Source organism: Tessaracoccus sp. MC1756 (assembly GCF_014164735.1).
GTDB lineage: Bacteria > Actinomycetota > Actinomycetes > Propionibacteriales > Propionibacteriaceae > Arachnia.
Map to the genome: position 1 here is coordinate 238,722 of NZ_JACJFZ010000001.1, position 12,291 is coordinate 251,012.

A 12,291-nucleotide genomic window follows, 5' to 3' on the forward strand; every position below is an offset into this window, starting at 1 on the left:
CTTGATCGAGGCGGCGGGTGGAGCGTTCCACCCGCCGCCTCAACAGTCAGTCAGTCCCGCAGGAAACGCGCGGGCACGTCTGCAACCCGGCCCCGGTCCCAGGGAAGTGACCATCCGGCCAGGTCCAAGACCCAATCCACGAGGTGCCCGGTGAGGCCCCAGATGAACTGGTCGCCCAACACGAACGACGGGCCCATGAACCCGCTGGGGTGGCGGCCCATCACGCGTGTCTCCGGTGCCGCCAGTTCCGATACCCGGTAGTGGTGCACCTCAGCCACCTCGCGCGGGTCCACGACGGTGAGCTCGTCCCCACCCGGCCACGCGCCCACCACGGTGGTGACGTCGTAGCGCGATGCCGGCACCCACAGCGCCGGCAATTGTCCTAACACCGTGACCTGCGTGGGGTCGAGTCCGATCTCCTCGCGCGCCTCCCTGAGCGCGGTGTCCGCACGGTCGACGTCCGTGTCGTCGACGGCGCCCCCCGGCAGTGCGATCTGCCCGGCGTGCCGGCGCATGGTGGTGGCCCGGGTGATGAAGGTCAGCGACGGGTCGCCGTCGTCCGTGAACAGGGCCAGAACGGCTGCTGAGCGTTCGCCGCGCGGCGTGCGGTCGATCCCGATGTGGCGGGCCTCCTGGGGTTGCGCCAGCGCGCCGCGGAGGCGGCCGAAGACGCGCTCGATGCTCATGAGACCCCCAGGTACCGGGCGGCCAGGTCCTGCAACTGTTTGGTGGATTCGATGGGCCCGGCGTGGACCCCGGCGATCTTCCCGTCGGCGTCGATGAAGTATGTCGACGGGATGCCAGGGATCTTGAGAGGCACCTGCAGCGTCTTGTCCTGGTCCGTCACGTGGGGGTAGAACCAGCCGACGAGGCCGGCGAACTCGATGGCCCAATCGGGGAGGGGGTCGTTGTAGTCGACTCCGAGGAAGGCGACGCCGTCGAGTTCGGCAAGGCCCTCACGAAGGAAGGGCGCCTCCTCGCGGCAGGGGCCGCACCACTGGGCCCACACGTTGATGATGGTGGGCGTGCGCTCCAGGCCGGCCAGGTTGACGGTCTTGTCGCTGCCCAGGCAGGTCAGTTGGGTGTGGGGGAGCCCGCCGTCGACCTGCTCGGCGGCCGGATCCGTGTCAGGGCAGTCAGGCAGCCCGTACTCGACGCGCAGCGCCGCGAGATCCGGCGGTGGCGTGGCGGGCGCCGTGGGGGTGGTGCTCGGGCCGGGCGTGCACGCGGCGAGCAGCAGAGCCGCGCCAAGCGCGGCGATGGCAGACCTGATCCTCATCGTGCTGCGAGATTACCCCACGGCGGGAGGGCCTCAACCCGACGCCGCCAACGGTGCGACGTCAGTTCCTCGGCTCGCGGATGAGCTTGGCGGCCCTCGCCGGATCCTGTTCGCCGATGTCGCGGCGGGGGCACCATTCGGCGACGGGGCAGGCCCCGCAGGCCGGGCGCCGGGCGTGGCAACACCGTCGACCGTGCCAGATCACGCGGTGACAGAGCATCACCCATTCCTCGGGAGGGAACAGGGCTCCGACGGAGCGCTCGACATCGTTGGGCTTGGTGCTGTCCACCCAGCCGAAGCGGTTGGCCAGCCGGATGAGGTGGGTGTCGGGGGTCACGCCGGGCACGCCGAACGCGTTACCCAGCACCACATTGGCGGTCTTGCGTCCCACTCCCGGCAGTGAGACGAGCTCGTCGAGGGTGCCCGGCACCTGGCCGTCGAACTCATCGACGATGCGCCGACTCAGCCCGATGATGGCGGTGGTCTTGTTCCGGTAGAACCCGACAGGTCCGATGATGACCTCAACCTCTTCCCTGTCCGCCTCAGCGAGCGCCGTGGCGTCGGGGAAGCGTCGGAAGAGGTCTGCGGTCACCGCGTTGACCCGGCGGTCCGTCGACTGCGCCGACAACACCGTGGCGACGAGCAGCTCGAACGGGGTGCGGAAATCCAGCTCGCACCGAGCGTCGGGGTAGGCCTCGGCGAGCGTCTCGTTGATGATCGCCGGCTGGTCCACCTCAGACCTCGACGACGAGTTCGACCTCCACGGCCGAATCCAGCGGGAGCACCGCCACGCCCACCGCGCTGCGCACGTGGACGCCGGACTCGCCGAAGATGTCGCCGAGCAGGTTGGAGGCGCCGTTGGCGACGGCGGGCTGCGCCGTGAAGCCCGGCTCGCTGGCCACGAAGACCACCACCTTCAGCACGCGGCGGATGTTGTCGACACCGCCGGCGAGGGCCGCGGCGGCCGCCACGGCGTTGAGCGCCGCGGTGCGGGCCGCGGCAGCGGCGTCGTCCTGCGACACCGCGCCCCCCACCTTGCCGACGGCGACGAGTTCACCGTCGACGAACGGCAGCTGGCCCGAGGTCCAGATCTGGTTTCCCACCCGGGTAGCCGGCACGTAGGCGGCGACGGGAGCAGCTACCGGCGGCAGTTCGATGCCGAGTGCGGTCAGGCGCTCGGAGGTGGGCATCAGGCCTCCTGGATGGGCCGCTTGAAGTAACCGACCAGCGTGTCCGGGTTGGGGCCGGGGGCGAGCTGGATGAGTTCCCAGCCATCGGAGCCGAAGTTGTTGAGCAGCTGCTGAGCGACGTGCGACAGGACGGGCGCGACGAAGTATTCCCACTTGATCATGTGGGACAAGGTACTACGGACGGCCGAACGACTTCTCGAGGTCTGCGTCGCGGAATTGGGGGAGGTCCTCGGAGCGGATCACGACGTCGGTGTCCTTCGTGCGGGAGGCGACGGCGTCGACCACCGCGTCGAGCGTCATCCGGGCCTCGGAGATGGTGGCCTCCGGCATCTTCACGTCCCTGAACTTGCCGCGGCCCAGCGTGAACAGGACGGCGGCCACGAGCAGTGAGAACAGGACGCTGACTAGGAAACCCAGCGTGATCGCGGGGAACGGCCCCATGGAGGTGAGTGCGTTGAGAAGCAGGCCGACACCTAGGGCGATCAGGATGACCAGCATCCAGATGGCGTGCAGGGCGAAGACGGCGGCACCGGCGAAGAACCCGGCGCCCACGCCTGCGGCTTTGGCGGCGGGCTTGATCTCGGCGGAGGCGAGCTCGGACGTCTTCGAGACGAACTCGGAGAGCGAGTCCTTGATGTCGACCAACGGGTGGCGGGGCTCAGCGGGCATTGGATGCTCCTTTCGCAGCTAACAGCCTAGTACCGCATAGATCACAGTGGGATGGCCAGGCCGCTATCGGGTAATTCGACGGGGCCGGTCAGTTCCTCGTGGCTGACCCAGGCGCGCCAGCACAGCAGTTGGTAGGGCAGCCGCAGGTTCTCGCCGGGGCGTACCGCTCCGTCGAACAGGTCGACGACCTGGCCGATGAGGGTGTCGAGCTGGCTCTGGTCGAGGTTGCCGGCCAGCGGCTGCCTGCGCACCATGGCGATGAGGTCTTCGCGGCTGACGGCCTGCCAGATCCGGAACGCGCGGCGCTCCACCTCTGGGAAGTACTTGGAGCGGCCCAGCACGTCGAGGCTCTGGTGGCCGTAGTCGCCCTTCATGGCCATGGGGTCATAGCGGCGCAACAGGGCGGCGAGCCGCCGCACCCAGGGCACCGAGTCGTCGCGCACCAGGTAGGAGGCGCTGACGCATCCGCCGCTGCGCAGCACACGGGCGAGTTGGGGGAGGGCTTGGTCGAGGTTGTAGCGGTGCAGGCTCTGGTGCGCGAAGACCACTTCGAACTGCAGCGGATCCGTCGGCACCGCCTCCGGCCGCGCCAGCAGCGGCGTGACCCGCGTGAGCTCGGCAAGCCGCACGTGGACGGCGGGGCTGTCGGTCAGCGCGAACAGGGTGTGCCCGGCGGCCGAGAGCCGGCGCGTGAGATGCGTGTCGCCGGCCAGGACCAGCCCGCGCACGTCCTGCCACACGGAGAGCCAGGTGAGGGCCTCGTCGGGCAGGGTGATGCTCATGCCATCCTTCCGCGTAGCTGATGTGGTGGGGCCAGCCTAGCTGGCGGGTTGTGCGTCACGACGGAGGACGCCGCGCCGGGGAAGGTTATCCACAACGGGGCACATCCGTCGAAAATCGGGCCGCCCGTTGACCACAGTGGTGGGCATGGAACCCTACGTTCTGCTCTGCTCCCGGGACCCGGCCGTCATCGAGGCGGTGGAGGTCTCGGCGGCCGCTTTCGAGGTGCCGCTGCGCGTGGCCCACCACCCTGACGAGGTGCGGTTGGCCTGGCCGGAGGCGGCCCTGCGGCTGGTGTCCACAGAGGTCGCCACGCGCTGGACGGGCGTCGCGCCCGGGCAGGCCCACCTCGTCGGCGACTCGCCGCGGGAGTTGGCGCGCTGCTCCGCCGCGCTCGCGTTGCCGGTGCTGCCGCTGCCTGACCACGGTGGTCACCTGGCGGAGGCCATCTCGACGGCGGTGCGCGCGGACGCGGTGCGGGCCACGGTCGTGGCGCTGGTGGGCGCCTCCGGCGGTCTGGGCGTGAGCACGCTGGCGGCCTCGCTGGCGCTGGTGGCGGCGGCACAGCGGATGCGCGCGGCGTGCGTGGATCTGGCGCAGGCGGGCGGCGGGCTGGACCTCATCGTCGGAGCGGAGACCGTCGACGGCGTGCGGTGGCCAGACCTGAGTCACGCGCGGGGCGAATTGGGAGATCTCATCGGCGGGTTGCCCATGGCCGAGGGGGCAGCGTTCCTGGCGCAGGGCCGGGAGTCGCCCTCCGCGCCACCGGCGGCGGCGGTGGCGGCCGCCGTCGGCTCGCTGGCCCGCTCCGCAGACCTCGTGGTCATCGATGCCGGCCGTGAGGCGCCGCAGGTGGAGCCGGACCGGACGCTGCTCGTCGTCGGCGCGGACGTGAGGTCCGTCGCCTCAGCGCGGATGCTGGTCGAGGGCCGGTCCGTGCAGCCCGCTGCGGTGGTGGTCCGGCGTGGGCCCGGCCGGTCCATCCCCGCGGAGGTCGTCTCGCGCGCGCTGGGCCTTCCCTGCCTGGCGGCCATCCCACACGACAAGGCGGTGGTCCGGTTGGTTGAGCTGGGGCTGTCGCCTGTCAGCACGGCTGCGCGCCGGTACCGCAGAGCGGTTGCGGCCCTGCTGGCGGAGGTGCGCGGTGGCTGAGGTGCAACTCGATGTGCTCCAGACCCGCCTGGCCGGGCTGGGCCGCACCCACACCCCGGTGGACGTGGCGGCCGCGCTGCGCGGGATGGGCGTCATCGTGACCGATGCGGTGGTGCACGACGTGCTCGCCCAGCTGCGGCGCAACAGCGTCGGGGCCGGCCCGCTCGACGACCTGCTGGCCGAGCCCGGGGTCTCTGACGTCGTGGTGAACGGGCCCCGTGAGGTGTTCGTGGACCGCGGCCGGGGGTTGGAACGCGCGGAGGTGCGTTTCGTGGATGACGAGCAGGTGCGCAGGCTCGCCATCCGGCTGGCGGCCGCCGCCGGGCGACGCCTGGATGACTCGTCGCCCTTTGTCGACGGGCGCCTGCCGGGCGGGGTGCGGCTGCATGCGGTGCTCGCGCCGGTGGCGGCGCCGGGCACCTGCCTGTCGCTGCGGGTGCCGGCCCGCCGGAGCTTCTCGGTGGCAGACCTCGTGGCGGCCGGCTCGTTGCCGCCGGAAGGTGAGCGCCTGCTGCGGGCCGTGGTGGCTGCACGATTGCCCTTCCTGATCTCCGGCGGCACCGGCACGGGAAAAACCACGCTGCTCTCGGCCCTCCTGGCCTTGGTGCCCGGTCAGGAGCGCCTGGTCGTGGTGGAGGATGCGCGGGAACTGGTGCCGGATCATCCCCACTGTGTGCGACTCGAGGGCCGGCCGGCGAACGCCGAGGGGACAGGTGCCCTCACGCTCACCACTCTGGTGCGGCAGGCGCTGCGGATGCGCCCGGACCGCGTCGTGCTGGGGGAGGTGCGGGGTGCCGAACTGACGGACCTGCTGACCGCGCTGAACACCGGGCATGAAGGGGGCTGCGGCACGGTGCACGCCAACTCGGTGCAGGACGTGCCCGCCCGGTTGGAAGCCCTCGCAGCACTGGGTGGGCTGGGCCGCGAGGCGTGTCACGCCCAGGTGGCCGCGGCGCTACGGCTGGTGATCCATCTCCGGCGGAGCCGCTCAGGTGCCCGGGCGGTGGATCAGATCGGGCTGTTCAGGCGGGGCGCCGACGGCCGGGTCGAGATCGCGCCGGCGGCGTCCTTCGCCGGGGGACGGGTGCGCTACGAGGGGGAGGCCGGCGCCGAACTGACCAGGCTGGTGGGATGGTGACCGGCGCTGCGCTGGTGGCCGCCCTCTCCGCGGCGGCGCTGATCGGGCCGGCCCCCGGGTTGCGTCGCCTGGCGCCGCGCCGCCGTCGCCTGCCCACGCGGGTGTCGCCGTGGGTGGTGCTCGGGGTGCTCGCCGTGGTCGGGGCGGCGGGGGCGCTGGGGTTCCGGGCGGTCGGCTGGATGGCGGTGGGCGCCATCGCGTTCGGCACCAGCGGCTGGCTGGTGGCGAGCGCGCGGCGTCGACGCAGCGCCTCCCGGCGGGCCGGCGAGTGCGCCGCGGCCGCCCGCGTGTTGAGTTCCCTGCTGCGCTCCGGCCAGATCCCCACCGTGGCGCTTGCCGAGGCGGCTCGGGACTCGCCTGTCCTCGCCCCTGCTGCCGCGGCCGCCGCGTTGGGCTCGGATGTCGGGGCGGAGTTGGAGCGGGTTGCCTCCGTCCCCGGTCAGGGCGGGATGCGGTCCGTCGCCTCCGCGTGGCGGGTGAGCGAGAGGAGTGGAGCCCCGGTGGCGGACGTCCTGTCGTCGGTGTCAGAGAATCTGCGGCGCCAACGGCAACTGCAGGCCGTGATCGAGGCCGAGCTGGCTGCAGCGCGCGCGAGTGGCCACATCATGGCCGCGCTGCCCTTCCTGGCCGTCGGCCTGGGCTTCGCAGCCGGCGCAGACCCACTGCAATTCCTGTTCGGCGGCGTCATCGGTCAGGTGCTGGTGCTCACGGCGGTGACCTTGACGGCCGCCGGGGTGTTGTGGATCGACAAGCTCGCGCAGGGAAGGAGGGAGGTCAGATGAACCAGTTACTCATGGCCGCCCTGGCTGCGTTCCTGGCGGTGCTGGTGGCGATGCCCGCGCCGGCTGCGGCGCTGGAGCGGCTCCGGGCACGGCCCGAACGGAGGGTCCCTGCGTGGCTGGAGGGCAGGGAGGGGGCCCTGCCGCTGCGTCAACGGACGCTCCTGGGCCTGGCCATGGGCGCTCTCCTGATGCTGGCCCTCGACGGGATGCTCGGAGTGGCGGGTGGCTTGGTGGTCGGTCTGGGGTCGGTGGTGTTGCTGGGGTACCGCGCGCCACGGCCGGACACGGGGGAACTGGCGGCGGAGCTCCCGGACGCCCTGGGGTTCCTCCGCGTCTGCCTGGAAGCGGGCCAACCCATGTCGGCCGCAGTGGAGGCGGTCGCGGACGTGTCACCACCCGCCACGCAGAAGCTGTTGCGGGAGGTGGCGGCGCAGCTGGCGCTCGGCCGGGCAGGGCCTGAGGCGTGGGCACGGCTGCGGCAGCACCCGGTCTGGGGGCAGCCGGCGGCGGACATCGCCCGGGCCGAGCGATCCGGGGCGTCCCTCTCCGGCGTGCTCAGGGTGCACGCCGAGGACGCCCGGCAGGACTTCCGTGATCGGTCGCTCAAGGCCGCCCGGACGGTGGGGGTCCGGTCGGTCGTGCCCCTGATGGCGTGCTTCCTGCCCGCCTTCATGCTGGTCGGAGTGGTTCCCATCATCGCCGGGCTGATCCAGAACTTCTTCTCGGGTTGAATCGACACGGCGGTCGATTCAGAAATTGTGGGTGGCGGCTGGCACAGTTGAGGGGTGACGTTTTCCTGGGTGCTGGGCCGCGACGAGGTGACCGCTGTTTCGCAGCGCGACGCCTCCTCTGGCGTGCCCACGGCGTGGCCCAGTTGGCTGCCGGTCAAGGCCGCAGAACAGATCGCTGCAGCGGGCATCGCCGCACCCTGGCGGCACCAGGTGGAATTCGCAGACGCCCTGTTCCACGGCGAGCACAGCATCGTGTGCACGCCCACCGGCTCCGGCAAATCGCTCGGCTACCTCATGCCCATCATCACCGGCGCCGTGCACGGCAAGGTGGGCGTCAGCGTGGATTCGATGCGTGCCCGGCTCACCGGCCCTCGGCACACCGCGCTGTACATCTCGCCCACCAAAGCGCTGGCGCACGACCAGGCCCGGGCGGCGGCGGCACTCGGGCCCCAGACCTGGCGCATCACCCCGCTCGACGGTGACTCGGACGAGGCCGAGCGGCGCTTCGCCAGAGACCACGCCAGCTTCATCCTGACCAATCCGGACATGCTGCACTTCTCCATGCTGCCCAACCACCAGCGGTGGTCGAGGTTCCTGGGCTCGCTGCGCTACATCGTCGTCGACGAGGCCCATCGCTATCAGGGCATCTTCGGGGCGCACGTGGCGCAAGTGCTGCGCAGGTTGCGGCGGATCGCGGCGCAGTACGGGGCAGACCCCGTCGTCGCGCTGTCGTCGGCCACGGCGCCCAACGCCGGGGAGTTCGCGGAGACCCTCATCGGGTCCGGCCCGGTGAAGGTGGTCGACGAGGACTCGTCGCCGTCGGGCCGCCGCACGGTGGCGCTGTGGCGGCCGGAGAAGTCGCTGCGCGACGACACAGCCCGCCTGCTGGCGGGGCTGACGGACGAGGGCAGGCAGGTGATCGCGTTCGTGCCCTCCCGCCAGGGTGCCGAACTGGTCTCCCTGGCTGCGCAGGAGGTGGCGCGCGAGCCCACCAGGGTCGCCTCCTACCGCGGCGGCTACCTGGCCTATGACCGGCGCGAACTCGAGGCAGCCCTGCACAGCGGCGAGCTGCGGGGGTTGGCCTCCACCAATGCGCTGGAACTCGGCGTCGACGTCGCCGGGATGGATGCGGTGCTGGTGTCCGGCTATCCGGGCAAACTCGCGTCTTTCTGGCAGCAGGCGGGCCGCGCGGGGCGCCGCGGCCAGGACGCCCTCGTGGTGCTCCTCGCCCGGGAGAACCCGCTGGACGTCTACCTCCTCGAGCATCCGGAACTGATCTTCGACGCGCCCGTCGAGCGGGCGGTGCTGCACCCCGAGAACCCCCGGGTGCTCGGGCCCCACCTCGCCGCAGCCGCCCAGGAACTGCCGCTGTCAGCAGACGACGAGCGGTGGTTCGGCCCCACCACTTCCATGGTGGCTGACGCGCTGGCGCAGCAGGGGGTGCTGCGCAACCGCGCCGGCCGCTACTTCTGGACGAGGCCGGACCGGGCTGTCGACTTCATCGACCTGCGCGCCATCGGGGAGCGCCCCGTCGACATCATCGAGCGCGACACCGGCCGGGTGGTCGGCGTGGTGGACATGGCGGCCGCAGACCGCACCGTCCACCCCGGCGCGGTGTACCTCCACCAAGGCGAAACGTTCCTCGTCGATGAACTGGACCGCGAGGAGCACCAGGCATTCGTCGTCCAGGGCAGGCCGAGGTACTACACGCAACCGCAGTCGTCGTTCGACATCGAGATCCTCCGCGAGGTGGACCGCAAGCGGCTGGGCGTCACTGAGGTCTGCCGGGGTGACGTGCGGCTGGATTCCCAGGTGCTGGCCTACCTCCGGCGCGACGAGGTGACCCATGAAGTGTGGGACACCACCGCCCTGGAGATGCCGCGGCACCGGATGACCACGCAGGCGGTGTGGTGGACGGTCCCGGCGCACCTCGCCGGCCGCCTGGGCTGGGCTGAACTCCAGATGGGCGCAGCCGCCCACGCCATGGAGCACACCGCCATCGGGCTCCTGCCGGCGTTCGCGCCGTGCGACCGGTGGGACATCGGTGGCGTCAGCACCGCCCTGCACCCGGACACCGGCCTCTGCACGATCTTCGTGCACGACGGAATGACGGGTGGCTCCGGCTTCGCGTACCGGGGCTACGAGGTCATCGGGGAGTGGCTGGCAGCCACCTTCGAGCGCCTCACCCGGTGCGGCTGCGCCGAGGGCTGCCCTGCCTGCGTGGTGTCGCCCAAGTGTGGCAACGCCAACCAGGTGCTGAACAAGCCGGATGCGGCCGAGCTGCTCGGGCTGCTGCTCGACGCGGAGTCTAGGGCGATCACCCGTTGTCCACAGCCCGCGGTGTTGTCCGCCTGACTAATCCACACACGCGGGTTCACGCGGTGATTCAGGGTGCCCTTTTCCGATCAATGGGGGTGAGACCGGCCGAAAGGCGGCCGACCTCGGGAAAGGAACCTCCATGTCCAACCTCGTGCTCCACCCCCAGCGCAGGGCACAGCTGCGCCGCCTCACTGAGCGGGGCCTCACCACCGTCGAGTACGCCATCGGCCTGCTCGCCGCCGCCACCGTCGCCATCCTCTTGGTCCGGGTCTTCTCCGACAACGCGTTCTTCCAGGTGCTCTTCGACTGGGTCACCGGCGTCTTCGGCAAGGTGCTGCAGGGCGACTTCAACATCTCCGATCTGCTCAAGGTCGGAGGGTGATCCGAGGAGGGAGGACCCGGCGGGGTGAACAGGGGATGGTCGCCGTCGAGCTCTGCGTCGGGTTGCTGCTCGCCGTGGTCCTCACCGTTGGCCTGGTCGGGGCCTCCCTCCTCGGAGTGGCCCAGGCAACGGCCGCCGAGGCCAGCGCCCAGCTGGCCCGGCAGGCCGCCCGGGGTGACGACGAAGCCTTCGCCGAAGCCAGGGCCCGGGTGCCGAAAGGCGCACGCATAGAGGTGGTCAGGGAGCACCTCGGGGTCCAGGCCAGCGTGACGCTGCCGGTGCCCGTTCTGAGGCTGGGCGTCGTCGACGTCTCGGCCCGGGCCTGGGCCGCCTACGAACCGGGGATCGGGCCGTGAGCCGCCACACCGAGCGCGGTTCGGCAGGGGTGCTGCTGACGATGGGGATGAGCCTGGCACTCCTGGCGTCGTTCACCGTGGCTGGGGTCCTGATCGCGTGGTTCTCGGCGGCCAGGCACGCCGAACAGGCGGCCGAGCTCGCCGCCCTCGCAGCGGTGTCGGCGTCGGTCCAGGGCGCTGACCCCTGCTCCGCGGCGGGCGAGGCTGCGGTCCGCAACGGGGTCTCGGTCGCGGAGTGCGCCGTGCGGGGCGGCGGCCGGCACGTCGTCGTCGAGATCGCGGTCCGTGCCCCCTTGGAGCCGGCCCTGCCCGGTGCGCCACGGACCTTTCTGCGCAGCGCCACCGCGGGAACGTGACCGCCTCCAGCACCGCCTACGGCGTGCCAATAGGCTGACGGCATGACTTATGTTGCAGCGGAAGACCGTTATGACTCCATGCCGTACCGGCGGCTCGGCACCTCCGGCCTGAAACTGCCCGCGATCTCGCTGGGCCTGTGGCACAACTTCGGAGACGACAAGCCGCTCCAGACGCAGCGCGACATCCTGAGGCGCGCCTTCGACCGCGGCGTGACGCACTTCGACCTCGCGAACAACTACGGCCCGCCCTACGGCTCCTCGGAGACGAACTTCGGCCGCCACTTCGCCGAGGACTTCAAGCGGTACCGCGGTGAACTGGTCATCTCCTCGAAGGCCGGCTGGGACATGTGGCCCGGCCCCTACGGCTTCGGCGGCTCGCGCAAGTACCTCGTCGCGTCCTGCGACGACTCGCTGGCACGCATGGGTCTCGATTACGTCGACATCTTCTACCACCACCGCCCTGACCCGGACACCCCCGTCGAGGAGACCATGCAGGCCCTGGACTTCATCGTCCGCTCCGGCCGCGCCCTGTACGCCGGGATCTCTTCGTACTCGGCGGAGTTGACGGCCAAGGCCCAGCAGATCGCGCGTGAACTCGGCACGCCGCTGGTCATCCATCAGCCGTCGTACTCCATCCTCAACCGCTGGGTTGAGGACGGCGAGCCCAGCCTCCTGCAGTCCGCGGCCGCCAACGGCATGGGCGTCATCGCCTTCTCGCCGCTGGCGCAGGGGATGCTCACCGACCGTTACCTCGACGGCATCCCGGCTGATTCCCGCGCCGCCGCGGGGAAGTCGCTCGACGAGGGGCTGCTGAACGAGAAGAACCTCGAACACCTCCGCGCGCTGAATGGGATCGCCGAGGGCCGCGGGCAGTCGTTGGCCCAGATGGCCATCGCCTGGGTGCTCCGCGACCAGGGCGAAGCGTCCGTCACCTCCGCGCTGCTGGGCGCCTCGTCGGTGCGCCAGCTCGACGCGAATCTCGACGCCCTCACCAACCTGGCCTTCACCGAGGACGAGCTCTCGGCGATCGACGAGCACTCGGGAGTGGGAGGCATCAACCTCTGGCAGGGAGCCACCGACTCCGTGTGACGGAACAAGGCAGCGCTCGTCTTCGCCCAGTGCAGAAGCGCCCGCGGCAGGGATCCGTCCCCGTCGCG

16 protein-coding genes are annotated in these 12,291 nt (G+C 71.2%); 9 read left to right on the plus strand and 7 right to left on the minus strand.

Translation table 11 applies throughout. The features are described from left to right. Positions 1-50: 50 nt before the first annotated feature. The 7 genes from H5393_RS01085 to H5393_RS01115 all read right to left on the minus strand — a co-directional run bounded on the left by H5393_RS01085 (position 51) and on the right by H5393_RS01115 (position 3,920). A complete protein-coding gene (locus tag H5393_RS01085; RefSeq protein WP_182765180.1) occupies positions 51-686 on the minus strand; it encodes a CoA pyrophosphatase in 636 nt (211 codons plus the stop codon). Continuing rightward, positions 683-1,279, minus strand: a complete 597-nt coding sequence (locus H5393_RS01090; RefSeq protein ID WP_182765181.1) for a TlpA disulfide reductase family protein — start codon at positions 1,277-1,279, stop codon at positions 683-685. Before H5393_RS01090 ends, H5393_RS01085 begins: the two co-directional genes overlap by 4 nt. Positions 1,280-1,340: 61 nt before the next feature. After that, positions 1,341-1,994 (minus strand): endonuclease III, encoded by a 654-nt coding sequence (gene nth / locus H5393_RS01095; RefSeq protein ID WP_370585934.1) that lies wholly within the window; start codon positions 1,992-1,994, stop codon positions 1,341-1,343. Positions 1,995-2,013: 19 nt separating this feature from the next. Further along, positions 2,014-2,469, minus strand: coding sequence for a RidA family protein (locus tag H5393_RS01100; RefSeq protein WP_182765182.1), 456 nt, complete (start codon positions 2,467-2,469; stop codon positions 2,014-2,016). After that, positions 2,469-2,630, minus strand: a complete 162-nt coding sequence (locus H5393_RS01105) for a hypothetical protein (RefSeq protein WP_182764042.1) — start codon at positions 2,628-2,630, stop codon at positions 2,469-2,471. Before H5393_RS01105 ends, H5393_RS01100 begins: the two co-directional genes overlap by 1 nt. A gap of 13 nt (positions 2,631-2,643) precedes the next feature. After that, positions 2,644-3,138: a phage holin family protein gene (locus tag H5393_RS01110; RefSeq protein WP_182764041.1), complete on the minus strand. Its 495-nt coding sequence runs from the start codon at positions 3,136-3,138 to the stop codon at positions 2,644-2,646. A 41-nt stretch (positions 3,139-3,179) separates the two neighbouring features. After that, positions 3,180-3,920 carry a class I SAM-dependent methyltransferase gene (locus H5393_RS01115; RefSeq protein ID WP_182765183.1) on the minus strand — a complete coding sequence of 247 codons (741 nt, stop codon included), beginning with the start codon at positions 3,918-3,920 and terminating at the stop codon, positions 3,180-3,182. Positions 3,921-4,065: 145 nt separating this feature from the next. On the opposite strand from H5393_RS01115, the gene ssd reads away from it, so the two are divergent. The 9 genes from ssd (at position 4,066) to mgrA (ending at position 12,223) form a co-directional block, all read left to right on the plus strand. Beyond that, complete coding sequence (ssd, locus tag H5393_RS01120; RefSeq protein WP_182765184.1) at positions 4,066-5,070, plus strand: septum site-determining protein Ssd; 1,005 nt, start codon at positions 4,066-4,068, stop codon at positions 5,068-5,070. Next, positions 5,063-6,208, plus strand: coding sequence for a TadA family conjugal transfer-associated ATPase (locus H5393_RS01125; RefSeq protein ID WP_182765185.1), 1,146 nt, complete (start codon positions 5,063-5,065; stop codon positions 6,206-6,208). The genes ssd and H5393_RS01125 overlap by 8 nt, the downstream gene beginning before the upstream one ends. After that, positions 6,202-6,990 carry a type II secretion system F family protein gene (locus H5393_RS01130; RefSeq protein ID WP_182765186.1) on the plus strand — a complete coding sequence of 263 codons (789 nt, stop codon included), beginning with the start codon at positions 6,202-6,204 and terminating at the stop codon, positions 6,988-6,990. Before H5393_RS01125 ends, H5393_RS01130 begins: the two co-directional genes overlap by 7 nt. Then, positions 6,987-7,721: a type II secretion system F family protein gene (locus H5393_RS01135; protein ID WP_182765187.1), complete on the plus strand. Its 735-nt coding sequence runs from the start codon at positions 6,987-6,989 to the stop codon at positions 7,719-7,721. The genes H5393_RS01130 and H5393_RS01135 overlap by 4 nt, the downstream gene beginning before the upstream one ends. A gap of 54 nt (positions 7,722-7,775) precedes the next feature. Next, entirely contained in the window at positions 7,776-10,076 is a 2,301-nt protein-coding gene (locus H5393_RS01140; protein WP_182765188.1) for a DEAD/DEAH box helicase, read from the plus strand. 103 nt (positions 10,077-10,179) lie between these two features. Next, complete coding sequence (locus tag H5393_RS01145) at positions 10,180-10,422, plus strand: DUF4244 domain-containing protein (RefSeq protein WP_182764034.1); 243 nt, start codon at positions 10,180-10,182, stop codon at positions 10,420-10,422. 35 nt (positions 10,423-10,457) lie between these two features. Further along, entirely contained in the window at positions 10,458-10,778 is a 321-nt protein-coding gene (locus H5393_RS01150; RefSeq protein ID WP_182765189.1) for a TadE family type IV pilus minor pilin, read from the plus strand. After that, positions 10,775-11,134, plus strand: a complete 360-nt coding sequence (locus tag H5393_RS01155; RefSeq protein ID WP_182764032.1) for an Rv3654c family TadE-like protein — start codon at positions 10,775-10,777, stop codon at positions 11,132-11,134. The genes H5393_RS01150 and H5393_RS01155 overlap by 4 nt, the downstream gene beginning before the upstream one ends. 42 nt (positions 11,135-11,176) lie before the next feature. After that, complete coding sequence (gene mgrA, locus H5393_RS01160) at positions 11,177-12,223, plus strand: L-glyceraldehyde 3-phosphate reductase (RefSeq protein ID WP_182765190.1); 1,047 nt, start codon at positions 11,177-11,179, stop codon at positions 12,221-12,223. Positions 12,224-12,291 lie beyond the last annotated feature (68 nt).

Bases quoted from the DNA above. Each gene is read 5' to 3' on its own strand.
- H5393_RS01085 (WP_182765180.1), bottom strand. From the start codon at position 686: ATGAGCATCGAGCGCGTCTTCGGCCGCCTCCGCGGCGCGCTGGCGCAA.
- H5393_RS01090 (WP_182765181.1), bottom strand. From the start codon at position 1,279: ATGAGGATCAGGTCTGCCATCGCCGCGCTTGGCGCGGCTCTGCTGCTC.
- H5393_RS01100 (WP_182765182.1), bottom strand. From the start codon at position 2,469: ATGCCCACCTCCGAGCGCCTGACCGCACTCGGCATCGAACTGCCGCCG.
- H5393_RS01105 (WP_182764042.1), bottom strand. From the start codon at position 2,630: ATGATCAAGTGGGAATACTTCGTCGCGCCCGTCCTGTCGCACGTCGCT.
- H5393_RS01110 (WP_182764041.1), bottom strand. From the start codon at position 3,138: ATGCCCGCTGAGCCCCGCCACCCGTTGGTCGACATCAAGGACTCGCTC.
- H5393_RS01115 (WP_182765183.1), bottom strand. From the start codon at position 3,920: ATGAGCATCACCCTGCCCGACGAGGCCCTCACCTGGCTCTCCGTGTGG.
- ssd (WP_182765184.1), top strand. From the start codon at position 4,066: ATGGAACCCTACGTTCTGCTCTGCTCCCGGGACCCGGCCGTCATCGAG.
- H5393_RS01130 (WP_182765186.1), top strand. From the start codon at position 6,202: ATGGTGACCGGCGCTGCGCTGGTGGCCGCCCTCTCCGCGGCGGCGCTG.
- H5393_RS01135 (WP_182765187.1), top strand. From the start codon at position 6,987: ATGAACCAGTTACTCATGGCCGCCCTGGCTGCGTTCCTGGCGGTGCTG.
- H5393_RS01145 (WP_182764034.1), top strand. From the start codon at position 10,180: ATGTCCAACCTCGTGCTCCACCCCCAGCGCAGGGCACAGCTGCGCCGC.
- H5393_RS01150 (WP_182765189.1), top strand. From the start codon at position 10,458: ATGGTCGCCGTCGAGCTCTGCGTCGGGTTGCTGCTCGCCGTGGTCCTC.
- mgrA (WP_182765190.1), top strand. From the start codon at position 11,177: ATGACTTATGTTGCAGCGGAAGACCGTTATGACTCCATGCCGTACCGG.